Origin of the sequence: Bosea vestrisii (genome assembly GCF_030144325.1) — a bacterium.
GTDB lineage: Bacteria > Pseudomonadota > Alphaproteobacteria > Rhizobiales > Beijerinckiaceae > Allobosea > Allobosea vestrisii_A.
Genome location: NZ_CP126307.1, coordinates 2,312,715 through 2,334,748, shown reverse-complemented (window position 1 = coordinate 2,334,748; position 22,034 = coordinate 2,312,715). Strand labels below are relative to the sequence as shown.

Sequence of the window (22,034 nt, the reverse complement as noted above, 5' to 3'; positions counted from 1 at the left end):
CCAGGCCGGCCCGGCGCGCTCATTCCTAGCGCGCGGCCCAGAGCAGGCCGCGCGTCATGATGGTGCGGATCTCCGGCACGTCGAGCTCATAGGCGCGGTGGCCGAGCGAGGAATAGAACACCCGCCCCTTGCCGTAGCGCTTGCGCCAGACCACGGGCATCACCACCCCGTCAATCCAGGGCGCGTGCTCACCGGTGAAGGTCGTTGTCGCCAGTACCTCGTTGGCCGGGTCGACATGCATGTAATACTGCTCCGAGCGGTGCTCGAAGCTGGCGATGCCCTGCATCAGCGGATCGTCGGGCCGGGTGATGTCGACGGTGTAGTCGATGATCCCGCCGGGATGGGCCACCCATTGGCCGCCGCACATGAACTGGTAGTCGACCGCGTCGCGGAACGCGTCGCCCATGCCGCCATGATGGCCGGCAAGGCCGACGCCGCCGGCGACCGCCTCGCACAGGGCAGCCGCCTCCGGCTTCTCGATCTTTGACATCGTGTAGATCGGGACGATCAGCGAGTAGTCGCGGATCGCGGGATCGAGGAAGACGGAGGTCGCGGTCTCCACCCGCACGTCGAAGCCCTCCGCCTTCAGCCAGCCCCGGATCATCGAGCTGCAGAGGTCGGGGTCGTGGCCGCTCCAGCCGCCCCAGACGATCAGCGCAGTCCTTGTCATGTCGATCCCCATTCAATCCAGAATGCCGGTGGGCAGGCCGGGCGGCAGCATGGCCGGCCGCTCGACCGTGGTTTCAAGCGTGACACGCCGTCCTTCGTCGGAGGCGGTCTGGAAGGCTTCCATCGCTTCGAGCACATGCAGCGCCAGCGCGCCGCTGGTCCGATGGGGGCGGCCTGAGAGCAGGCCGGCCGCCATGTCGGCGACGCCGATCGAGCGGAACTCGCCCTCGCTGTTGCCGTGGCTGAGGGCCTGCTCCTGCCAGTCCCCGCCGGCCTTGGCGACAAGGACCTCGCCGCCGAAGCGGTTTGGATCGGGCACGGAAAGGCTGCCCTCGGAGCCATAGATCTCGATCGGGCTGTGGCGGTGCTTGGGCACGTCGAAGCTCATGGTGATCGAGACGACTGCGCCCGAGACGAATTCGAGCACACCGGTGACATGCGTCGCGACCTCGACCGGGATCAGCGCGCCGTTCATCGGCTGGCTGGTGACGAGGCGCTCGGCCTTCGGCCGGGTCGCGAAGCCGACGACGGAGGCGATCGGCCCGAGCAGGTTGACCAGGCCGGTGATGTAATAGGGGCCCATGTCGAGCATCGGCCCGCCGCCGCGCAGATAGTAGAAGCCGGGCGCCGGGTGCCAGCGCTCATGGCCGGGACAGCCGAAGAAGGCGTTGCCGGCGACGGGCCTGCCGATGGCGCCGTCGTCGATGAGCTTGCGGGCGCTCTGGTGGCCGCCGCCGAGGAAGGTGTCGGGGGCCGAGCCGACGCGCAGGCCCTTCTCCTGTGCGAGGTCCATCACCTTGCGGGCTTCGGCGACGTTGACGCCGAGCGGCTTCTCGGAATGGACGTGCTTGCCGGCCCGCAGGACGGCGAGGCTGACATCGGTGTGGGCCAACGGCACGGTCAGGTTGACGACGATCTCGACGTCGTCGCGCTTGAGCAACTGGTCGACCCGCATCGCCGGCACGCCGAACTCGGCGCCGCGCGCCTCGGCCGGAGCGGAACGCATATCGGCGACGGCGCGCAGCTCGATGGTCGAGAACTGCTTCATCGCCGTCATGTACTTCGTTGAGATGTTGCCGCATCCGATGATGCCGACGCCGATCTTTCGCATTGAACGCTCCTTGATAGCCGGAATGGGCAGCCGCTCAGCCTTTCACCGCGCCGGCAGTCAGGCCGGCGACGATGTGCTTCTGGGCAAAGAGGAAGAGGATGATGGTGGGCAGGATGGTGAGGGTGATGAAGGCGAGGATCAGGTGCCATTCGGTCGAGTATTCGCCCTGGTAGACCATGATGCCGAGCGGCCAGGGATAGAGGTTGTCGCTGTTGAGCATCACCAGCGGGATCAGATAGGCGTTCCAGCTGTGCACGAAGGTGATGGTGCCTACCGTCGCCAGGATCGGGCGTGAGAGCGGCAGCGTCACGTACTGGAAGAATCTGGGATAGGAGCAGCCGTCGACGAGCGCAGCTTCCAGCAGTTCTGTCGGCAGGTCCCTGAAGAAGCGCCGCAGCAGCAGGATGCTCATCGCCAGCGCGAAGGCGACCTGCGGCAGGACGACCCCGAGATAGCTGTCGAGCAGGCCGAGATCGCGCACCTTGATGAACATCGGCAGGATCGCCGTGGCGGCGGGGAAGAGCAGGCCCATCGTCAGGTAGTTCAGCAGCATGTCGCGGCCGAAGAAGTGCAGGTGGGCGAAGACGAAAGCGGCCATCGCGGCGCAGATCAGCGTCAGCACCACGGTCAGCGTGGCGATGACGAAGGAGTTGCCCAGCAACTGCCAGTAGCGCCGCGAGAGCAGGATGTCGGCGTAGTTGCTCCATTCCCAGACGCTGGGCAGCCCGAACGGGTTGGTTCGCAGTTCGCCCAGCGACTTGAAGCCGCCGAGCACCGTCGCAATCAGCGGTGTCATGACGAACAGGACGACAGCGAGGAGATAGAGCGCCTTGCCGATCGCGGCCGGGCTGAAGCCGTCGTCGCTGAAGGGGGCGGAGGTGGCGGGCTCACTCATCGCGCATGATCCAGCGCTTGTAGGTGAAGGCGAACACCACGCAGATCAGGAACAGGATGACACCGACGGCGCTGCCGAAGCCGACGCGCATGCGCGTGATTCCGAAGGTGTAGAGGAAGCTCACCATGGTGTGGGACGAGTCCGATGGCCCGCCGCGCGTCAGCGGCATCACCAGGTCGAAGAGCTGCAGCGAGCCGACAATGGCGAAGAAGGCCGAAAGCCGGATGGTGGGCGACAGTGCCGGGATGACGACATAGCGCAGGCTCTGCCAGCGGCTGGCGCCATCGATCCGGGCCGCCTCCAGCATTGAGCGGTCGAGGCTCTGGAGCGCTGCGATGAACAGCATCATGTGGAAGCCGAAATACTTCCACACGACGACGACGAGGATGGCGGCGAAGGCTGTCTGCGGGCTGGCGAGAAGATGCGGCGCCTCGGCTCCGAAACTCTTGTAGATCGCCGCCAGCAGGCCGTAATCGCCGTCGTAGACGAAGCTGAAGATCAGGCCGGTGGCAATCTCCGCCAGGATGTAGGGTAGGAAGAACACCATCCTGAGCACCACCGCGCCGCGGAACCGGTCGGCCAGGATGATCGCGAGCGACAGGGCCAGCGGCAGCTGGATCAGCAGCGAGACGATGATGATCAAGAGGTTGTTCTTGAAGGCGGTGCCGAAGGCGCGGTTGTCGAAGACGAAGCGGTAGTTGTCGAGGCCGATCCAGTTGGTCGGCGAGCCGAATCCGTTCCAGTTGAAGCCCGAATACCAGGCCGCTTCGCCGACCGGCAGGACCACGAACAGCGTGAACAGCAGCAGCGCCGGCGGCAGGAACAGCAGGATGGTCGAGAGCTTGCCGATATCGGCGCCTCTGCGCCCGGCGAGAGCAGCCATGATCACCTCGCTCGATGACGGGACGGGCAGGGGAGGTCGTCCGGCGGGAGGTGCCTGCCGCCTGACGCTTCCATTGGCAAGGGGCGCGTGTCGCGCCCCTGGATTGTCGCTCGCCGTCAATTGCCCTGGCGGAAAGCGTCCTGGATGGCCTTGGCGGCTTGTTTCGGCGTCATCGTGCCGGCGGCGATCTCGGTGGTCGCGTCGTTCACGACACGGCCGACCGACGGGCCGAGATCCTGATCGTAGAAGTTCTGGTGATAGGTCGAGTTGGCGATGTTCTGGGCGATGTTTCGCATGAAGGCGCTGCCGAGCCCGGCCTCGGCCCCCTTGTAGACCGGCACGATGAAGTTGCCGGCGGCGAGGCGCTTCTGCGGCTCGGCGTTGACGAAGTATTTGAGGAAGGCAACCGCTTCCTTCGGCGCGCCCTTGGTGATGAGCCAGCCATTGATGCCGCCCAGCGTGTCGCTCGGCTGCCCCTTGCCACCCGCGACGGTGGGGAAATTGATCCAGGCGAGCTTGTCGTCCGGCACGCCAGCCTTGTCGACCGCGAAGACCTTCTGGGTGTGATAGAAGCTGGAGATGGCGAGCAGCATCGCCGCCTTGCCATCGCCGAAATGGCCGATGGCCTGCTGGCTCTTGAAGCCCAGAAAGCCGTTCTGATAGGGCTGGAGATCGACGAGCTGCTTGAAGAGCTCGCCCGACTTCTGGAAGGTTTCGCCTTCGAAACCGCCATCCTGCCCCTTCAGCGCCGCCTGCATCGCCGCCTTGCCGCCGAGGCGCACGGCCAGATGTGTCCAGTAGAAATGCACCGGCCATTTGTCGGCGCCGCCGACCGCCAGCGGCGTGATGCCGGCGGCCTTGAGCTTCTTCACCGCGTCGAGGAAGTCGTCATAGCTGGTGATCTTGCCGGCATCGACGCCGGCCTTGCCGAGCAGGTCTTTGTTGGCCATGAAGCCGACCTGCGAGACGCCATAGGGCACGCCATAGATCCTGCCGTTGACTGTGAAGGCGTCGACCGCGCTTGCGGACAGATTGTCCCTGTAGCCCTGCATGGCCGGCGTGATGTCCTCGAGGACGCCGGCCTCGACCTGTGACTTCAGCACGCCGCCGGCCCAGCTGTAGATGATGTGCGGCCGATCCTTCGACTGCAGCAGCGTTGGCGCCTTGGCCTTGTAGGCCTCGTTCTCGAGATACTGCATCTCGATCTTCACGCCGGGGTTCTTCGCCTCGAACTCTCGCGCTACTTCCTCCCAGATCTTCACCGGGACGGGATTGGCTTCGATGTGCAGCCATTTGACCGTGGTCTGGGCGAGGGCGGCTCCGCTACCGAAGGCGAGGGTGGCAACGCTGACGAGCAAGCGCTTGAAACGAGCCATGGGGTTCCTCCTGGGTTCGGCCTCTGGCGGGCCGTGATTTTCAAAGAGCGTAACCTCAGGATTTGAGGTGCGCAACTCAAAATCTGATGCTATTCGAATCCGGAAGTCCGCGGGTGCGCGGCGGTGACGAGGGAGGTGGTCTTGGCGGGTGCGATTTATCCCGATCTGGCGGGCAAGGTGGTGCTGGTCACGGGTGGTGGCTCGGGGATTGGCGAAGCGATCGTCCGCGCTTTTGCCCGGCAGGGTTCGAAGGTCGGCTTCATCGACTTGAAGCAGGCTGAGTCCCGCGTCATCGCGGCGGAACTCTCCGCTGGTGGGGCGAGCGTGCATTTCGAACACGCGGATGTGACCGACATCGCGGCCTTGCGCCAGGCGATCGCTGCAGTGCGGGCCGCGCTCGGCCCGGTCGATGTGCTGATCAACAATGCGGCGCACGACCAGCGTCATGACGCGCTGGAGGTCACCCCGGAATACTGGGACGAGCGCATGGCGGTGAACCTGAAGCACCAGTTCTTCGCGGCGCAGGCGGTGCTGCCCGACATGATCGCCAACAAGCGCGGCGCGATCATCAATTTCGGCTCGACCTCCTGGATGATCGGCCAGGGCGGCATGGCCGGCTACACGGCGGCGAAGTCGGCCGTGCTCGGGCTGACGCGCTCGCTGGCGCGCGATTTCGGCGTGCACAATATCCGTGTCAATGCGATCGCGCCGGGCTGGATCATGACGCAGCGCCAGATCGATCTCTGGCTGACGCCGGAAAGCGAGGCCGAACTGATGCGTCGCCAGTGCCTGAAGCGACGGCTCGTCCCCGAGGACATCGCGCGCGCGACGCTATTCTTCGCTTCGGAGGAGGCCGGGGCCTGCACCAACCAGCACTATGTCGTCGACGGCGGCTGGGTCTGAGCCTTGCCGTAGCGGTCGCCTCCCAGACTGAACCGCCTGCCACACCGCCGATGTCGAGCCTGACCGCCTCCGCAGCGTTGCGATGCGTTCGATCGCGGTGATCGATTGTGTGGAGACGCAGAAGGGAATGCCGGCTCTGGCTGCCGCCTTGGCGAGAGCGATCTTGCTATCATGCCAGAGAAGGCCGGCCACCGCGGTGGGGGCGACGACCTGCGGAAGCGGCAAGCGCTGGCCGAGGATGTCTGCCTTCGTGGACAGAAGCGACACGTCGACCAGCACCTTGGGCGCGAGCCGGATCGCGTCGAGCTGTCTGGGTTCATCGTGATCGCGATCTTGTCCTCGCTACCGCGGTCGACATATTCGAACAGCCCGCGCGGCAGGCGGAGCGCGGTGGCGCGACGGCCATCGGCAACGGTGGATATGGCCGAAGGCAGGCTGGCCCGTCATCGTGGCGGCAGGTCCGAATGCCGCGTTCGGGTGCGCGGCCGACAACGAGATGAGCGATGGCGAGATCGGCAAGCGCGAAACCACGGAAGCAGAAGGAAGACCGCGCGGGGCGCCGTGGGATGGACGGCGTCGGCAAGTTCGACAAGGTCGTGGCCGAAGGTGACGGTCGTCACGGGATTGCCGTCGACGTCATGAGCAGCGTTAGAGCCAGCTGGCTCGCGACTAAGCGGCATGGTGAAGCAGACCGCGCGAACAACGGGCATGTGTCCGTTGCCTCGCGAAGCGCTCCGCGGGCCTGCATCGTTGCCCACGCCTGCGCGGCCACTTCGCTCCGGACCGAATCGAGCCGCTGATGCTCTCTCAGCGGAGGCGTCGGGGCCCGACACAGCTTATGCTCGATCATCGCCAATTCGACGCGAAGGTCGTGGTCCAGGCAGATCCAGCCGGTCATCGCTGAAGGCCTGCCGATCGTGCCGAAATCGCAATTCAGGCCGGCTCGCCAAGCATCCACCCCTATGGCAGCATGCCGCAGTGTTAGGGATTGGCGATGCGAGCGATACTGAGCTTAGTGTTGTTGTGTCTAAGCGCATGGTGCTTATCCGCCTCAGCGCAGAGCCCTGCGTTCTCCGACAATGCCGAGTCGATCGCGGTCGTCGTCGGCAACAGGACGTACAAGCAGACCAGCACGGTCGACTTCGCCCATAATGATGCCGAGGCGATCAAGGCCTGGCTCACCGGCACGCTCGGCTTCCTTGAGCAGAACGTCTTCCTGCTCAAGGACGCGACCCTCGGCGAGCTCAACCAGGTCTTCGGCAGCGAGGCCAACCCACAGGGCGGGCGGCTCTGGCGCAGCGCGGTCGAGGGCCGCTCCAACGTCTTCGTCTATTATTCCGGCCATGGCGTGCCCGATCTCGCGACGCGCCAACCCTTCCTGCTGCCGCAGGACGGCAATCCCAATGCGAGCGAGAGCGGCTATGCCGTGCAGACGCTCTATCGGAACCTGGAGCTGGTTCGGCAGAAGATCGGGCCGCAGCGCCAGTTGATCGTGATGATCGACGCCTGCTTCACCGGCGAGACCGGCCGCAAGGGCGAGAGCCTGCTCGCGGTGTCAGCGCCGGGCTTCACCCCGGCCAAGCCCCGCACCGGCGGCGGCATCGTCAAGCTGGTTGCGACCTCCGGCACGACCCCGGCCAACTGGGACGAGAGCCAGAAGCTCGGGCTGTTCACCAGCCGCTTCCTGATGGGCGCGGCAGGGCTGGCGCGGCCGGCAGGTGCGCCCGAGACCGGCCCGCTCGCCTGGTCCGACCTGCAGCGCTACCTCAAGGACACGGTCGAGGCCGCCGCACGGCGCGACAGCGGGCGCGAGCAGGTGCCGGAGATCGATCCGGCTTCGATCGCGCTGCCGGTGGCGCAGCCGGTGCCGGCAGTGGCGCGGGCTGTTGCGCAAGCACGGGACGAGGCCAACTGGCAGCGGGCCAAGGCGGCGGGCGAACGAAGCGCGCTTGAGACCTACGTCGCGCGCTGCGGCGAGACCTGCCAGTACCGAGAAACGGCGCTGGCGCTACTCTTCGACAAGCGCCGCAGCACCGAAGCCGTCAGCGACGAGCAGAACTGGGTGAGGCTCGGCGGCTCCGGTAAGTACGAGGATTATCTCGAGGGCTGCGGCACGGTCTGCGCCTATCGCGCGCTGGCCGAGGGCTATCTCGGGCGCACCGACGCCTCGCGCGACCCGCGCGTCCAGGAATGCGACGAGCTCGCGAGCGATCCGAACGATCCTGACAGGCGCGAGGGCGTCAAGGGCGTGAAGTTCGGGCGGCTCGATACCCGCGCCGCGATCGCCGCCTGCCGGCAGGCGGCGGAGGCGCAGCCGGAGGTGAGGCGGCTCTCCTACCAGCTCGGCCGCGCCTATGACAAAGCCGAGCGCCACAAGGACGCGCTCGCGGCCTATGACAAGGCGGCCGAGGCCGGCAGCGCCGCGGCGATGAACAACCTCGGCACGCTCCATGAGAACGGCCAGGGCGGCAAGGTCGACTTGCAGAAGGCGTTCGTTTTCTACGAGCGCGCCGCCGGCACCGGCAATGCCATTGCGATGAGCAATGTCGGGCGCATGCTGCAATATGGCCGCGGCCGGGCCCGCGATGAAAGCGGGGCGCTGCGCTGGTACCAGAAGGCGGCGGAGGCGGGCGATGCCTTCTCGATCGCCAAGCTGGTGCCGGCCTATCTCGAAGGACGACCGGGCTTCCCGAAGAATCCGCAAAAGGGTTTCGACCTGTTCCGCCAGGCGGCCGACAAGGGCGACCCGATCGCGATGGTCTCGATGGCGACGCTGATCGACAACGGCTTCGGCTCGTATTTCCCGGGCACGAATGCGCTGCAGATGTTGATGAAGGCGCTGGAGAAGGGCGAGGCCGGCGCGGCTGCGGTCTCCTCCAGCGACGTCTCCGACCAGAAGCTGAAGCCGGACACGGTGCGGGCCTTGCAGCGCGCCACACAGAAGGCGGATCATTACAGCGGCGCGATCGACGGGCGCTTCAACCCCGTCTTCGTCCGTGCGCTCGATTCTTATGCGCGGTCGCTGGAGCAGGAGCGTTAGGCTTGGAGATCAGGCACGGCACTTCGTCCGTCTTTCCGGGGCTTCGCGAAGCGAAGAGCCCGGAATCCAGAGCCGATGCCGGATTCGGAAGAGACAAGACGACTGTTCGGCCTTCATGATCGAGCGCATCGGTTCTGGGTTCCGGGCTCAGGCCTTCGGCCTGCCCCGGAATGACGGCGAGAGGTTCTGCGCAATGCGCTTGATCTACCGAATGCTCATCGCCGGGGTGGTGGTCGCCGGTTGTGGTTCGGCCCGCGCTGATGCGCTGTCCACCTGGCTCGATAGCGTCGCCGCGTGCGCCGGCAAGCGCGATCTCTCGCTGGCGGTGGTCGGCTTCGACGCTGGCCAGCAGGTGCTGTCGCGCAACCAGGCCGATGAGGTCAGGCTTGCGATCGAGAGCCAGCTTCAGAACGAGGGTCGGATCAGGCTGGCGGCGAGCGGCGATGTCGTCCGCATCAAGACGCTGCGCGACAGTCTCAACCTGCAGAAGCTGGGTGACGCCGAGGCGCAAATCCGACGGGCTTTCGACGGCGACGCCAGCGTGTTCTTCACCGAGCCGGCTCGGCAGGACGACAAGGCGAGCTTCCGCCTGCAGGCGATCGCTCGGGCCGGCGACTGCAAGGCGACCAGCGAGCCGGTCGAGATCGCGATCAGGACCAGGCCCGGCGTGGTCGATATCGACCAGGTGATGAACAGGGCGGTCGCGAACCTCGTACGGGCCGCGCCCGAGCTGAAGCGGGTCGATATCTGTCCCTTCGCCGCGGCGAGCGGTTACAGCGGCTGCAGTGCCGCGCTCGGGGAACGGCTGCTGCTCGCGCTCGACGCTGAATCGCGCTCGGACGATCGCGTCCTGCGCTCGCGGCCGCTGGAAATCCGCAAGGCCGCGCCCGGCCAGTGCCCTGCGCCCGGCAGCGAGGTGACGACGCGCGGCCGCTTCGGCGGGGATCGCGACGGCCAGAGCTGGATGGAGCTCGAATTCGACCGTGCCGGTGCTGTCCTCGCGCCGACCGGGCGCAGCCGCATTCCGGTCGAGGGGTTGGGCTGCGACCCCGCAGTCAGGCCCTTCCTCGACCATGTCGCCGCCACCGCCGGCTCTGATCGAGCGCGGCTCGCCTTGCTGCCAGCGGCCTCGCCCTTTGCCAAAGGCCGGCGGCTCGACATCCGAATCGAGGGCAAGGCAGGTGCGCGGCTCTCCTGCTGGGTGCTGGCGTCGGACGGCACAGCCTCCGTCGTGCTGCCGGTGCGCGGCGAGGAGGGGAGGAGCGTGCTGCGTACCGGTGGCCAGTCCTATCCTTACGATTTCGGGCTGAACGACATCGTGCTCGACTCCGCTTTCGAGAACCTGTTCGCCTGCTTCGGAACGGAAGCCGAGCTGCCGGCGGCGCTGCGCGAGCGCTGGCTCAAGGCGGCGCCGAGCGCGAACGAGGATGCGGCGACGCTGCCGCCGGACGAGGTGCTCGATCTGATGGAGAAACTGCGGGCCGTCCCCGGCGTGGTCGAGGCCACCGTGCCGATCGTCGTGCGCTAGAGGTGCTTGCCTTCCTTCGAGCGCTCCGCCACCTAAGAGAACGTGCACTGCCGCCTCGTCTTCGAAGACCTGCCGCGCGCGGCGTTCCGCTGATCGTGAACGGCTCGATCGTGTCGTCGCCCGGCGTGACGGTCGTGGCGGGCGCGACATTGGGCGGCTCGGGGCAATTGCCCTCGTTGACGGTCAACGGCATGCTGGCGCCCGGCAACTCGCCGGGGCACGCTGACGGTGAACGGCAATCACAGTCTGCGGCGGACGAAAGTTGCCGTGATCTACAAGCGCATCGGCAACCTTCGGGCCTCTCAGCTTCTCCTGGGCCGCACGAAGTTAGAGAGCACCGTACGCTATCTCGGTACAGCATCGGGTTACAAACCCAGCCTGAATGCCGGATCACGGGCGCGAGAGAGCAGATGACACGACTTCTGGGAATTTCCGGCAGCCTGAGGACGGCATCCTTCAATACCGGCCTGCTGCGCGCCGCGGTCGACCTGGCGCCGGCGGGAGCGACGCTGCTGGCCGGCAGCATCCACGGCATTCCGCTCTACAATGGCGATGACGAAGGTGAGCTGGGCATTCCGGCCACGGTACAGGCGCTCAAGAAGCAACTGGCCGAGGCGGACGGCTTGCTGCTGTTCACGCCCGAATACAACAACTCCCTGCCGGGCGTGTTCAAGAATGCCATCGACTGGCTGACCCGGCCCTCTTCCGACATCGCGCATCTGTTCGGCGGCAAGCCGGTCGCCGTGCTCGGCGCATCTCCGGGCGGATTCGGGACAATCCTGGCGCAGGATGCCTGGCTGCCGGTGTTGCGCACGCTCGGAACCAGGCCGTGGTTCGAGGGGCGCATGCTGGTGTCGCGGGCGCAGGGCGTCTTCGATGCCGACGGCAATCTGACGGATGAACCCACCCGCCAGCGCCTCGCCCAATTCATCGCTGGCTTCGCCGCCTTTGCTGCCGGGCGCTGAGGCGCCTCCCGTCAGGGTGAGTGGCGCGAGAGCCAGTCCGCCGCCAGATCGCGGTCCTGCTCGGTGAGCGCGTGCCCGGCCGGGATGACCTGCGCCTCGACGTCCGCGCCGGCTTGGCGCAACGCGGATTCGAGTCGCGCGGCCAGATCGCCATACGGGTCTTCGGCGCCGGTCAACAGCAGCACCGCGGTGCCGGTGAGCGCAGTGGCAGGTGGCTCCTCCAGCACCGCTGCAGGACGCAGAAGCACCGCTCGCTGCACCAGTTCGGGGTGAAGCTGCATGGCGGCCGCGAGCAGGTTGGCGCCGTTCGAATAGCCGAGGAAGATGAGACGCTCCGGCGCAAGGTTGTAGGCGGCGCGAGCCCCTTCGACGAAAGCGGCGAGGGCGCCAGCTTCGAAGCGGATATCGTCCTGGTCGAAGGCACGTTCAGCGTGGCGCCGGAACCAGCGCGCGGTCCCTTCCTCCGTGCTGCGGCCGCGCAAGCCGAGCAGCGTCGCCCGGGGAGCAATCCGCTGCGCCAGCGGCATCAAATCGGTTTCATTGCCGCCGCTGCCATGCAGCAGCACAATCACGCTGCCATCGGAGTCGGCCGGCTGGTGGAAGCGATGCACGAAGGGCAGGTCGCGATAAATCACCCGCTCCTCGCCGGGGAGGGCGAATTGCGGCAGGACCGCCAGGATGTCGTCGGCTTCGTTCTGAGCCTCGGGCGGAACGAAGAGCTGTGTACCCAGCGTCTCGACGGGCTCATCGACGGTGAAGCCGGGGCCGTCCGTGGCGAATTCGATCAGCGTCCCGCCCGGCTCGCGCACATAGAGCGAGATGAAATACTGGCGGTCGTGCAGCGTGGTCGCGCTGGAGTTAAGCTTCGAGAGGTCGCGCTCGATGCCCGACAGCCGGGCAGCGTCGGGAACTCGGACCGCCACATGGTCCGCCGTGCCGGTGCCGGGGATTCCCGGCCAGAACCCGCCGGCATCACGGATATCGAGGCAGTCGCCGGTATCGGAGCGCAGGCGCTGAATGCCGCCTTCGCTTGCCTGGCGGGCGAACCCTGCATGCGTCGTCAGGAAATGCGCGGTTTCTTCGGTCGTCGCGGTGAGCAGGGTCACGCTGCGCAGACGGTGGATGCGATGCTCCGGCGGAACCCCGGCGGATTCCCAGCCTTCGCCGGACAGCGCGCTGCCGACCAGCTTCACCACGAAGCCGTCGGGATCGCGCAGGCGCAGCACGGTTTCACCGAATTGCTGGAGCGGTCCCTCGATCGCGATCCCGAAGCGTAAGGAGCGCTCCAGCCAGAAGCCGATCGCAGTGGGTGCAACGGCGAACGCGATCTCGCTGACCTGGCCATGGCCGGCGCGCCCGGGCGAGCCGTCCTCCCAGACCAGGAAGGTGACGAGCGAGCCGGGCGAGCCATGCGCGTCGCCATAGAAGAGATGGAGCTGGCGGGCGTCCTCGTAACCGCCCGTGCGCTTGACCAGGCGCAGGCCGAGGAAGCCGACATAGAAGTCGACATTGGCCTGCACCTTGCGGGTGATCAGGGTGACGTGATGGAGACCGCTGGTCACGACAGACTTTCCTCCGCTAGAGCCTTGCGGACGTCCCGGTCCGCGGCGTCGTGCAACGCCGCGACACGGGGAGCGTCCCGCAATCCTTCCGGCAATCTGGCGATGGCCCAACACAACATCGGGAAGGCATAGGCGTCGATGACATTGCGCCGCTCGCCGAGGATGCGGAAGCGCCGACGACAGGCGAACTGATCGTGGACGAAATCCAGCGACCAGCGCGCATTGACCTTCGCTTCGACGAGGGTATTGATCTGTTTTCTCGCCGGATCGGCGTTATCCAAAGGTGTCCGCTTCATCGGTTGTGTCTTAGTGGACGGATTACAGGTGCCGAGGCTACTGGCCACTACGCGCAGGCCGTGGTCCGCTTCCCACCCTTCAGACAGCGATGTGATTGTTTCAAGCTTGCGGACGAGCTTTTTCAAGATGCTCGCGTTTATCCATCCCCTCCGCTTTGTCGCTGAACGCAGTCAGGCTGCGGTGTCGAATGGCAGGAGCATCCGCCCAATCAAGCCCGGATTTAAGCGCTGAAGAGCCTGTAAGCCAACCGCGTGGAAATTTGCCGCGACGAGCTGCCCGAGAATACGCTGTGCGCAAATGGCCGGCGCGATGTTGCTCGCGGGGGACGGAAGAACCGTCTGAGCCAACCGGCATGGCATCGCGCGACGTTCATCTACTGTGCCAGAATCTTGACCAGGATCGCGCCGATATCGGAAGGGGTGAAGGGTTTGTTGATCCGCGGAGCGGACTGCAGCAGGGCAGTGGCGAGATCAAGATTGCCGTACCCGGTCACTACGACGAACGGTATGCGACGTGCGGCAAGCTCCCCGGCGATAGGGGCGCTGCTCGTTCCGGCAAGATTGGCGTCCAGGAGCACAGCATCCATGCGCTCGCTGGCGATCGCCGCGATCGCCGCGGGAACCGTTGGCGCAGGACCCACGACCTCATAGCCCAGATCCTCGAGCGTCGCGGTGATGTACTCGGCGATCAGATACTCGTCTTCGACGACGAGGATGCGGCGGCCTGTGCCGGGAGATGGATCAGCTGACATCCTACGACTCCTCGCTGGGTCTGATCGCGCTAGTCGTGTTCACTGCATCCTTGAGGGGAAAAGCGATGGTCGCAAGAAGCCCCTCGGGCAGAAAATCGAGGGTTGCCTCGCCCCGCAGCTCGTGGCGCGCACTTCCCTTGATGAAGCGGGTTCCCTGGCCAACTCGACCAGGCGCGGACACGGCCGGTCCGCCGCTCTCCGTCCAGGTGAGTGAAAGGTGCGGGTTGCTGCCGTTCGCCTCGATGCGCCAGCCGACCGAAACCATGCCGGCGCCGGTCGACAACGCTCCATATTTGAGCGCGTTGGTCGCCAGCTCGTGCAGCATCAAGGTCAGCGATTGGCTCACGACCGGCTCAAAGTCGACGAGCGGGCCCTCGGCGATTTCGATGCGGCCATTGATCCTGAACGGCGCAAGCGCCTGACCGACGATGCCGCCCAGCGCGACACGCTGAAAGCCACCCCGCAACGCGATGTCGTGCGCGCGGCCGAGCGCCTGGATGCGCCCGGTGAAAGCTTTGCCGAACTCTTCCAGCGTTCGGCTGCTATTGAGCGTCTGAGCCGCCAGCGACTGAACCACCATGAGCGAGTTCTTCACCCGATGGCTGAGCTCGGCGACCAGCATCTCGCGATGTAGTTCTGCCTGCTTTCGTTCGGTCATATCGTTGAACGCCAGCAGGATAAGACCTGGGCGGTCGCCATAGCCGATGATCCGTTGCGCGTTCAGCGCCAGCCAGCGGCGGCCGATCTGTGGAAAGTCATGTTCCACCAAGAAATCGGCGATCCAGCCCTGCGTCGGCAGCAAGTCCTCGAGCAGTTTGCGAAGCGCCGGGATACCCCATTGGCCATTGCCCAACTCATATACGTGATGTCCCTCGGTCTCCTTCGCGTCGACCTGGAAATACTGGTAGAAAGCCGGATTGGCCGATTGGACGCGCAGACTGCCATCCAGCACGATCATCGGGTTATGAACGGTCCGCACGATCGCCTGCGCATAATCGCGGGCCTCGGCGATGCGGGTTTGTGACCGTTCCAGTTCTGTGACATCGACGAAACTCGCAACCGCGCCAGCGATGCGGTTGTCGCCGGTGCGATACGGTTGCACGCGAAGCGAGTAGGAACGGCCGTTGTCGGCACGGATCGTCTCTTCTGACATGGCAAGCTTATCGACGGCCGCGCGCGCCTTGCCGACGAGATCGCCATTGACGAACTTCTGCGCGAGATTGGCGATCGGTCGCCCGATATCGGCATCGATAACATCGAACAGTCGGTTCACCGCAGGCGTGAACCATTTTATCCGCGTATGTGTGTCGAGGAAAATCGTCGCGATGTCGTTGCCCGACAAAAAGATTGCGAAGGTCATCACCGGTCTCGTCGAGTTCGGCCACCTTGTGCTCGAGTTCGGTGTTGACCGCGTTGAGCTCCTCGTTGAGCGATTGCAATTCCTCTTTGGACGATTCGAGCTCCTCATTGGTCGCCTGAGTTCCTCGTTGACGCTGGTGGCTTCCTCGTTCGCGGCCTTCAGCTCCTCATTCGCCGTTTCATATTCCTCGACGATTGCCTGAAGCTCCTCGCGCGCCTCCTTGAGCTCGTCGTCATAATCGCGCTCCTGGTCGGGGTTCCCCTTCTTCGTTCGCGAAGCGGCTGGGCGGAGTTCCGAGCCCTTCCGGGCCGGTGAAAAGCTGACCAGTATCAGCCCGTCGCCGCTGCGGCCGCCGAGCGGGCTGGCAGTAACCTCGACCCGGCCGGTCTTGGCGCGAGTTGCGACGGATTTTGCGGCTTCATTGTTTTCGAGCGCCTGCTTCACAGCGCGCCGTATCGCCAACGCCAGTCCATCGCGCGCCATTGCCATCAGATCGAGTGTCGGCGCGCCAGGCGGCTGCGTCAGGTAATCCACGGTCGTTCCGTGAAAATGCTGAATCCGGTAATGGCGGTCGATGACTACCGAGGCGGGACCGAAGCGATCGGCAAGTGCCTGGACCGCGACGTCGGCGAGCTTTGGTTTGGCGCGCTCGTGTTCCGGCGATTGAACCGGCGGCCAGATCGGAAGGTCGACAGCTTTGGGGCCGCCGCTCCTCTGGTAGATGCGCCAGCGCTTCGACACGATCGAGAACAGATGATCGCGCTGCCCGACCGATTCAGCGTTCCCGAGAAACAGGTAGCCGCCCTCGCGGAGCGCGAAATGCGCGAGCGACAGGACGCGATTTTGCCCGTCAGCGTCGAGATAGATGAGCAGGTTGCGACAGCTCACCAGGTCCATCTTCGAGTAAGGCGGGTCGGCGAGCAGATTTTGCGGCGCAAAGACGACGGTTTCACGGATTTCGCGCTTGATGCGATAGCTTTCGCCGGTCTTCTCGAAGAAGCGATCGAGCCGGTCCGAAGAGAGACGCTCAACCATGCTGCCGGGGTAGACGCCGCGGCGCGCGCGGCCGCCAGATTGTTGTCGGCAAGATCGGTGGCGAAAATCTTGAGCTGCAAGCCCTTTTCGGCCGTCTCGGCATGCTCGGCGAGCAGCATCGCGATCGTATACGCTTCCTCGCCCGTCGAGCAGGCGGGAACCCAGGCGCGTATTGCCTGGTCGGGCGCTGCCCGTTGGACAAGCGGCCCGATGACATCGCGGTCGAGGGCATCCCATGCTTCGGGATCACGGAAGAAGCCGGTGACGTTGATCATCATGTCGCGGACGAGCGCCTGCAATTCGGCGGGATCGTCGCGGAGCTTCAGCAAATAGTCATCGAACGAGTCCAGCCCGGCCAGTCCCATCCGCCGGTGCGTCCGCCGCGTCAGCGTCGTGCGCTTGTATTGGCGGAAATCGTGGCCGCCCCGCGCGCGGATGAGCGTCAGGACGTCGCCGAAGCTCGATTCCGATGCACTGGCGATGACCGCGGTGGCGTCACCCTCGATATAGGGGTGCTGCGCGTACCGCATCAGCGCCGCCGGCATCTCGGCCGGTGCGAGCACATAATCGACCGCGCCCGAGGCGATCGCATGCCGCGGCATGCTGTCGAACTTCGCGGTCTCAGGCGTTTGCGCGATGCACATGCCACCCGAGAGCTTGATGTCCTGGATGCCGGCGGAGCCGTTGCTGCCGGCGCCGCTCATCACCACTGCGATCGAACCAGTCTTCCGGTCCTTGGCCAGCGCGGTGAAGAAATGATCGATCGGATGGCGCCGGCCGCGTGGCTCGACGGGTTCTATGAGCCGCAGAATTCCGTCTTCGATCAAAAGCGTCTGCGCGGGGACGATCACGTAGACATGGTTGGCTTGGACCGCCATCCCGTCCTCGACCTCGATGACAGGCATGTCCGTATGCTTGCCGAGCAGCTCGGCAAGCAGGCTTTTTCGCGTCGGCTCGAGGTGCTGGACGATCACGAAGCCCATGCCGCTATCGGGCGGCATCGCCTTCAAGAATTCGGTCGCGACCTCAAGGCCTCCCGCTGACATGCCGATGCCGACGATCGGAAAGGCGGCACCGTCGCTCTCGTCAGCGTTCACACTCTGGGGATCGGCGGCCGCAGGACGCTGAGTGCCACGCGCCCGGCTTTTACCCAAGACCGTCTTTTTTTTGAATGGGAGCCGTATTAGCCATCTCATTTCCCATTTGAGAGGCGAGCCCCAGGCCGTTGATACACATTTTATATCGGGGAGAACCAGACGGAGAACGGAAGGTTCCGGCCGGCAGCTAAGTGCCACGATGATGTAGCAGGCATGGCGATGCGCTGACATGCCCAATCGGATGGGAAGCGAACTGTTAGAGAGGTCGGCTTTTCGGGCGGATCGGCAAGCCACTTGAACGAAGCGGCGCATCTCCGACCTCGGGGTTTGCCGCTAGGCCGCCTTCTTCGCCGGCTTCCGCTTTGCCGTCTTGGGCTCGCCTTGCTCAACAAACACTCGCGCGCAGTGCTTCCATCAGGTTGCCCACCTTCGGCTGCTTCGCCTTCTTCGCGAGCTTCGCTGGCTTGCCGGGTCGTCTGTACCAAAAAACCGAATGGCCCGGCCTTCATGAGAAGGCCGGGCCTTGGATCGCCGAGAGCGACCGCGTTTTTCCAATTGGCCGTTCCCTTGACCTCCGGCCGGCGCCGTCGAGCTACCGATACATCCGCGGCTTGCTCGATTCCGGTTCCTTCGGCTTGCCTCAAACCTAGGCGAGCGAGCTGCCAATGCCAGTGGCGATTATGGAGGGGCCGGGCACCCTTCCGAGCGCCAGGCAGGAAATGCGGATAGAACGAGCGTCGTTAGATCAGAGGTCCGCGATAGCGCTCCGCCTTGTCGTCGAACCTGCTCCAGCCTTCGTCGCGATACTCGGTAAGCCGGGTGTCTCGATCGATCGGCGTCGCGCTATCCATGATGGCCTCGGCCGAAGGGACCTGATCCTCCGACGCCTTGACCGACACCACGGTTCCACCACGTCGAACGGTCTCGGCGTGATAGTTGGCGCTCTCCTCATCCTCGCCAGCGCTCGTGAACGCCCCGATGATGCCGCCGGTGGCACCGCCAGCCGCGGCGCCAGCGGCGGTGGACGCAAGCCAGCCAGCCGCGACGACTGGGCCAATACCGGGAATCGCGAGCAAGCCTAGCCCAGCGAGCAGGCCAGCTGCACCACCGACGGCAGCGCCGATGCCTGCACCTTCGCCAGCATTGCTGTCATCGACGTCCTTGTGGCGGCCGACCAGGCTGATGTCCGAGTCCGGGAACCCGGCTGATTCAAGTTCCTCGACGACTCGACGGGCGATATCGTAGCTCTCATAGGATCGCGTGACGGTGCTCCTCCTGTTGTCATCAAAACCGAATGTCAGTTGCGGGTGATGTTGCCCCGGTAGTCGACCGAGACGGTCACCTGAGCGCCGGCGTGTGTCGCGTTCCCCTTCCAGACGCCGTTGTCGTCCTTCTTCAGGCCGGCGATATTGGTGTAGCCATTGGCCTCGAGCCGGCTCTTGGCCTGTCCTTCCGTGAAGCTGTTGGCTCCCGGCAGGGGCGCATTGGCATCAGCTGGAGCAGTCGGCGAAGGCGTTGGCGCGGTTGTCGATGTCTGCGCGACGCCGACGGTTGAAATCAGGGCGCAGAAGATCGACGTGATAATCACGTTTCTCATGAGAATCTCCTTGAATGTCAGCAGGTTATGCCAGTGATAGGAGAAACTTCCAGATTGAGGAGTGGTTCCGCCCGATAAGTGAAAGTCACTGTGAAACTGATGATTGCGCGTCCCCAAAACGGGGTGGCTATGGAACCGGCGGTCTACGAGAGAAGAACCCAAGCCGGCGCATGATCGCTCGCCTTCTCCCAGCCGCGCAGATGCCGATCGACAAGCCAGCCCTGCACCGGCAGGCGCCCATTGATCCCGTTGACGTTGAAGCTGGCGATTTCACGAGCGAGACGATTTGCGGCGGCCGCGTCTCGAGCGATCACGGGCGATCTGCTGAAGGACGCAGCCCAGAACAGCGAAGGTCAGCGGCGGTGTCCGGAGCCGCGAGACGAGATAGCCCAAGGGCAACGCCAAGCGCTTGGGGATCTTCCCACCCGCAATCTCGTTTGCGAGCAATAGGCCTACCAGATGTACCAGCGTTCGCATGGCGGAAATTGCTCCGGGCTTTGGGGTCTGCCTAATCGAGCTTCAGCTTGCCGAAGTTTCCGGGCAGCCCCGCGACTGGGAGGTCATCCGGACTGCGGTTCGTTCCCGGCTCAGGATTGGCTTCCGGTCCATTTCGCTGGTCCCCGCGGTGATCCTCGTCCCATTGGCGAAGCGCTGCGACCAGGCCTTTCAGCTCTTCGGCAGCGGCGGAGCCTTCAGGAGCATCGCTCAAGGCGTTGGCCCGCTCGGCCGCAGCCGCATAGTCGGTATGTGATTGAATCAGCATCGCAGCCTCCGTGTCGGATGCGCCTCGCCCGCTACGGCTTGGCATATTTTGCTGTGGGATCGGAACCGCGTGCGACGCCCTTCGTTCCATGGGCTTCTCAGCCAGCCAGGGAGCGCGACATGGCCAACGAACCTAAAACCCTAGACGATCTGTTCTTGGATACGCTCAAGGACATCTACTATGCCGAAAAGCAGATCCTGAAGGCCCTTCCAAAGATGGCGAAGGCCGCAACCGCGCCGGAACTCAAGCAAGCGTTCGAGAAGCATCGCGACGAGACCGAGACCCATGTCGAGCGTCTCGGCGATGTGTTCGAGATGATCGGCAAGGCTCCTCGGGGCAAGACCTGCGACGCCATTCTCGGCATCATCGAGGAAGGCAAATCGATCATGGAGGAGTTCGAAGGCAGCCCGGCTCTCGATGCCGGCCTCCTCGCCGCGGCCCAGGCCGTCGAGCACTACGAGATTGCACGCTACGGCACGCTGAAGGCGTGGGCTCAGCAGCTTGGCTTGGGTAACGCTGCCAAGCTCCTCGACCAGACGCTGATCGAGGAGCTGAAGACTGACCAGACGCTCTCCAAGCTCGGCGAAAGCAAGGTCAACAAGCAGGCTCAGGCCAAGGCCGCCTGACCTCTTGCGGCTCCGGTTCGCCGGAGCCGCTTTTCACTTACGTGGTCGCCTGGGACGGCCGAGGATCGAGAAGTCAAGCTAGTGGTCAGCTCGAAGCTGTCAGCCGCACAGAGATGTGGAGCACAGCTGTAGCCCGACGCGATCTTCTGCATCCCCGGCCTGCCCGTACCCCGGTTTTTGAAATGCGGGTCACTGTTGAAAGGTATTCCGAAGACGGGAACTTCCTCCTCGAAAATTCGTAGTCCGTCTTGCCGCCCAAAACCCCTGGTCTCGGGCCCAGCACCGAGGACGACCATGACAATCCGCAAGTTCGCCATCGCCGACGCGTCCTTGGAGCGATCTCCCGGGCAGCAGGCGGAAATCTACGTCGGAAATCTGGTCGACGAGCGGCATGGCGGGCCGATCACCATCGGATATGGACGCTACTCACCCGGCCAAAGCCTCACCGAGACGATGGCGGTCGACGACGTCATGATCGTTCTGGAAGGGCGGCTTTCGGTCTCGACGAACGCGGGTACGGTTACCGCTGGGCCGGGCGAGATCATTTACACGCCCAGGGGTGAAGCGGTGACCATCCGGTCACATGAAGAGGGGGCGGTGACCGCCTATGTCACCTATCCGCATTGGCGGACGGCGCACGCATAGGGCACGGTTCCACCCTTTGCGAACGCAGGCGACATCGCGATGAACTTGGTGCTGCAGATGACTGCAGGGCTCAACCAAAACCAGGCCGGCTTTCGTGATCACTGGACGTAGCGCGCGACGAGGCAGGCGAACTCGCTCTGGCGATGCGTATCCGTCTTGGCCATGATCCGTTGCAGATGCGTCCGTACCGTCGCGGGAGCGACTCCGAGGCGCCTGGCGGCGAGGATCGTGTTCTCGCCCGCCAGGATGCGTTCGGCCACGCGCTGCTCCGCATGGGTCAAGCCGTGGTCGCGCGCGACCTTGGCGAGCTTGCGGTCGATCGCTGCGGCCTCTTCCTGCACGAGCACGACGAAGCGTGTCGAAACGCCTGGTGCATCCAGGACGTCCGCGCGGGATGCCGTGACCGAGAAGTCGCCCTGGCCGTCGCGATAGCGCAGCCGCAGCTCCGCCTCCGCTGCGGCGTTGCGAAGCCAGCGGCGCATCTTGCTGTTGAGCTCGTGATCGCGCGTCGCGAACGGGCGGGCTGCAACGATGTTCTGGCGCACGAGCAGTGCGGCTGCCGCGTTCATGCTCTCGACGCGCAGGTCAGGATCGAGCGTGAACACCGCAGTCACTCCGGGGGCGACCGCGGGCACGGCCTCCTGCGGGCAGATGCGATCGGCACGTACAGGGGAGGTCGCGTGGCTATGCAGATGGGTCATCGACATGGAAAAAGGCGCTCCGGCGCTGAGGGTCTCAGCAGCAGAAACGGAAACCGCCGGCAGAACCGGACATGGCGATGTCGAGCGAAGGTTCAGCGCAGACAATAGCCTCCTCGATTCGGATGACGCCGCCAGAATCGCTCGGCCCTATTGAGGATCGGCGGGCGCGCTGCTTTCCGAACCGCCAGCACCGGCGTGCCCGTACGCATCCGGCTCCTCCGTCTGGAGGA

21 protein-coding genes and 2 pseudogenes are annotated in these 22,034 nt (G+C 64.9%); 8 read left to right on the top strand and 15 right to left on the bottom strand.

From position 1 onward, the window contains the following. Positions 1 to 25 precede the first annotated feature (25 nt). The 5 genes from QO058_RS11630 to QO058_RS11610 form a co-directional block, all read right to left on the bottom strand. Positions 26 to 670 carry a ThuA domain-containing protein gene (locus QO058_RS11630; RefSeq protein WP_091841604.1) on the bottom strand — a complete coding sequence of 215 codons (645 nt, stop codon included), beginning with the start codon at positions 668 to 670 and terminating at the stop codon, positions 26 to 28. A 12-nt stretch (positions 671 to 682) separates the two neighbouring features. Continuing rightward, positions 683 to 1,780 carry a Gfo/Idh/MocA family protein gene (locus QO058_RS11625; protein ID WP_284172163.1) on the bottom strand — a complete coding sequence of 366 codons (1,098 nt, stop codon included), beginning with the start codon at positions 1,778 to 1,780 and terminating at the stop codon, positions 683 to 685. A 34-nt stretch (positions 1,781 to 1,814) separates the two neighbouring features. Further along, positions 1,815 to 2,675 (bottom strand): carbohydrate ABC transporter permease, encoded by an 861-nt coding sequence (locus tag QO058_RS11620; protein ID WP_284172162.1) that lies wholly within the window; start codon positions 2,673 to 2,675, stop codon positions 1,815 to 1,817. Next, positions 2,668 to 3,558 carry a carbohydrate ABC transporter permease gene (locus QO058_RS11615; protein ID WP_284172161.1) on the bottom strand — a complete coding sequence of 297 codons (891 nt, stop codon included), beginning with the start codon at positions 3,556 to 3,558 and terminating at the stop codon, positions 2,668 to 2,670. Before QO058_RS11615 ends, QO058_RS11620 begins: the two co-directional genes overlap by 8 nt. Before the next feature lie 116 nt (positions 3,559 to 3,674). Beyond that, on the bottom strand, positions 3,675 to 4,934 hold the full coding sequence (locus tag QO058_RS11610) for an ABC transporter substrate-binding protein (protein ID WP_284172159.1): 1,260 nt from the start codon (positions 4,932 to 4,934) through the stop codon (positions 3,675 to 3,677). 141 nt (positions 4,935 to 5,075) lie between these two features. Between QO058_RS11610 and QO058_RS11605 the strand changes: the two genes are divergently transcribed. Then, positions 5,076 to 5,837, top strand: coding sequence for an SDR family NAD(P)-dependent oxidoreductase (locus QO058_RS11605; protein ID WP_284172158.1), 762 nt, complete (start codon positions 5,076 to 5,078; stop codon positions 5,835 to 5,837). Here the strand turns inward: QO058_RS11605 and QO058_RS31395 are convergent. Beyond that, a complete protein-coding gene (locus QO058_RS31395; RefSeq protein ID WP_432212059.1) occupies positions 5,766 to 6,104 on the bottom strand; it encodes an alpha-hydroxy-acid oxidizing protein in 339 nt (112 codons plus the stop codon). The two genes, QO058_RS11605 and QO058_RS31395, sit on opposite strands and share 72 nt — an antisense overlap. 299 nt (positions 6,105 to 6,403) lie before the next feature. Between QO058_RS31395 and QO058_RS11600 the strand changes: the two genes are divergently transcribed. From QO058_RS11600 to QO058_RS11580, 5 genes and pseudogenes are all read left to right on the top strand, one after another. After that, on the top strand, positions 6,404 to 6,637 hold the full coding sequence (locus QO058_RS11600; protein WP_284172157.1) for a hypothetical protein: 234 nt from the start codon (positions 6,404 to 6,406) through the stop codon (positions 6,635 to 6,637). A 215-nt stretch (positions 6,638 to 6,852) separates the two neighbouring features. After that, entirely contained in the window at positions 6,853 to 8,877 is a 2,025-nt protein-coding gene (locus QO058_RS11595) for a caspase family protein (RefSeq protein ID WP_284172156.1), read from the top strand. 211 nt (positions 8,878 to 9,088) lie between these two features. Beyond that, entirely contained in the window at positions 9,089 to 10,405 is a 1,317-nt protein-coding gene (locus QO058_RS11590) for a hypothetical protein (RefSeq protein ID WP_284172154.1), read from the top strand. 234 nt (positions 10,406 to 10,639) lie between these two features. Next, a pseudogene (locus QO058_RS11585) lies at positions 10,640 to 10,819 on the top strand (hypothetical protein); the annotation flags it as partial. Beyond that, on the top strand, positions 10,816 to 11,370 hold the full coding sequence (locus QO058_RS11580) for an NADPH-dependent FMN reductase (protein WP_284172152.1): 555 nt from the start codon (positions 10,816 to 10,818) through the stop codon (positions 11,368 to 11,370). The pseudogene QO058_RS11585 and the gene QO058_RS11580, both read left to right, overlap by 4 nt. Before the next feature lie 11 nt (positions 11,371 to 11,381). Here the strand turns inward: QO058_RS11580 and QO058_RS11575 are convergent, their stop codons facing one another. The 8 genes and pseudogenes from QO058_RS11575 to QO058_RS11540 form a co-directional block, all read right to left on the bottom strand. Continuing rightward, a complete protein-coding gene (locus QO058_RS11575; protein WP_284172151.1) occupies positions 11,382 to 12,932 on the bottom strand; it encodes a VOC family protein in 1,551 nt (516 codons plus the stop codon). Next, positions 12,929 to 13,354 carry a hypothetical protein gene (locus QO058_RS11570; RefSeq protein ID WP_284173094.1) on the bottom strand — a complete coding sequence of 142 codons (426 nt, stop codon included), beginning with the start codon at positions 13,352 to 13,354 and terminating at the stop codon, positions 12,929 to 12,931. Before QO058_RS11570 ends, QO058_RS11575 begins: the two co-directional genes overlap by 4 nt. A gap of 248 nt (positions 13,355 to 13,602) precedes the next feature. Then, positions 13,603 to 13,980 carry a response regulator gene (locus QO058_RS11565; protein ID WP_284172150.1) on the bottom strand — a complete coding sequence of 126 codons (378 nt, stop codon included), beginning with the start codon at positions 13,978 to 13,980 and terminating at the stop codon, positions 13,603 to 13,605. A 1-nt stretch (position 13,981) separates the two neighbouring features. Further along, on the bottom strand, positions 13,982 to 16,375 hold the full coding sequence (locus QO058_RS11560) for a PAS domain-containing protein (protein ID WP_284172149.1): 2,394 nt from the start codon (positions 16,373 to 16,375) through the stop codon (positions 13,982 to 13,984). A gap of 44 nt (positions 16,376 to 16,419) precedes the next feature. Then, positions 16,420 to 17,421, bottom strand: a pseudogene (locus tag QO058_RS11555) (chemotaxis protein CheB); the annotation flags it as partial. Positions 17,422 to 18,212: 791 nt separating this feature from the next. Then, entirely contained in the window at positions 18,213 to 18,773 is a 561-nt protein-coding gene (locus tag QO058_RS31390; RefSeq protein ID WP_432212058.1) for a hypothetical protein, read from the bottom strand. After that, positions 18,770 to 19,069, bottom strand: a complete 300-nt coding sequence (locus tag QO058_RS11545; RefSeq protein ID WP_284172147.1) for a PepSY domain-containing protein — start codon at positions 19,067 to 19,069, stop codon at positions 18,770 to 18,772. The genes QO058_RS31390 and QO058_RS11545 overlap by 4 nt, the downstream gene beginning before the upstream one ends. Before the next feature lie 508 nt (positions 19,070 to 19,577). Then, positions 19,578 to 19,832, bottom strand: a complete 255-nt coding sequence (locus tag QO058_RS11540) for a hypothetical protein (protein WP_284172146.1) — start codon at positions 19,830 to 19,832, stop codon at positions 19,578 to 19,580. 119 nt (positions 19,833 to 19,951) lie between these two features. Here QO058_RS11540 and QO058_RS11535 point away from each other — a divergent pair, with 119 nt between their 5' ends. Then, positions 19,952 to 20,458, top strand: a complete 507-nt coding sequence (locus tag QO058_RS11535) for a YciE/YciF ferroxidase family protein (protein WP_284172870.1) — start codon at positions 19,952 to 19,954, stop codon at positions 20,456 to 20,458. A gap of 294 nt (positions 20,459 to 20,752) precedes the next feature. Next, the gene (locus tag QO058_RS11530) at positions 20,753 to 21,103 is read left to right on the top strand and encodes an AraC family ligand binding domain-containing protein (protein ID WP_284172145.1); all 351 of its coding nucleotides are present in this window, start codon (positions 20,753 to 20,755) and stop codon (positions 21,101 to 21,103) included. Positions 21,104 to 21,201: 98 nt separating this feature from the next. Here the strand turns inward: QO058_RS11530 and QO058_RS11525 are convergent, their stop codons facing one another. Next, the gene (locus tag QO058_RS11525; RefSeq protein ID WP_284172144.1) at positions 21,202 to 21,909 is read right to left on the bottom strand and encodes a helix-turn-helix transcriptional regulator; all 708 of its coding nucleotides are present in this window, start codon (positions 21,907 to 21,909) and stop codon (positions 21,202 to 21,204) included. Between the last annotated feature and the right edge of the window lie 125 nt (positions 21,910 to 22,034).

What these genes read in the sequence shown, in the direction of transcription:
- QO058_RS11610 (WP_284172159.1), bottom strand. Translation starts at nt 4,934, where the DNA reads ATGGCTCGTTTCAAGCGCTTGCTCGTCAGCGTTGCCACCCTCGCCTTC.
- QO058_RS11600 (WP_284172157.1), top strand. Translation starts at nt 6,404, where the DNA reads ATGGACGGCGTCGGCAAGTTCGACAAGGTCGTGGCCGAAGGTGACGGT.
- QO058_RS11535 (WP_284172870.1), top strand. Translation starts at nt 19,952, where the DNA reads ATGGCCAACGAACCTAAAACCCTAGACGATCTGTTCTTGGATACGCTC.
- QO058_RS11615 (WP_284172161.1), bottom strand. Translation starts at nt 3,558, where the DNA reads ATGGCTGCTCTCGCCGGGCGCAGAGGCGCCGATATCGGCAAGCTCTCG.
- QO058_RS11630 (WP_091841604.1), bottom strand. Translation starts at nt 670, where the DNA reads ATGACAAGGACTGCGCTGATCGTCTGGGGCGGCTGGAGCGGCCACGAC.
- QO058_RS11545 (WP_284172147.1), bottom strand. Translation starts at nt 19,069, where the DNA reads ATGAGAAACGTGATTATCACGTCGATCTTCTGCGCCCTGATTTCAACC.
- QO058_RS11560 (WP_284172149.1), bottom strand. Translation starts at nt 16,375, where the DNA reads ATGGTTGAGCGTCTCTCTTCGGACCGGCTCGATCGCTTCTTCGAGAAG.
- QO058_RS11540 (WP_284172146.1), bottom strand. Translation starts at nt 19,832, where the DNA reads ATGCTGATTCAATCACATACCGACTATGCGGCTGCGGCCGAGCGGGCC.
- QO058_RS11590 (WP_284172154.1), top strand. Translation starts at nt 9,089, where the DNA reads ATGCTCATCGCCGGGGTGGTGGTCGCCGGTTGTGGTTCGGCCCGCGCT.
- QO058_RS11620 (WP_284172162.1), bottom strand. Translation starts at nt 2,675, where the DNA reads ATGAGTGAGCCCGCCACCTCCGCCCCCTTCAGCGACGACGGCTTCAGC.
- QO058_RS11565 (WP_284172150.1), bottom strand. Translation starts at nt 13,980, where the DNA reads ATGTCAGCTGATCCATCTCCCGGCACAGGCCGCCGCATCCTCGTCGTC.
- QO058_RS11580 (WP_284172152.1), top strand. Translation starts at nt 10,816, where the DNA reads ATGACACGACTTCTGGGAATTTCCGGCAGCCTGAGGACGGCATCCTTC.
- QO058_RS11530 (WP_284172145.1), top strand. Translation starts at nt 20,753, where the DNA reads ATGACAATCCGCAAGTTCGCCATCGCCGACGCGTCCTTGGAGCGATCT.
- QO058_RS11625 (WP_284172163.1), bottom strand. Translation starts at nt 1,780, where the DNA reads ATGCGAAAGATCGGCGTCGGCATCATCGGATGCGGCAACATCTCAACG.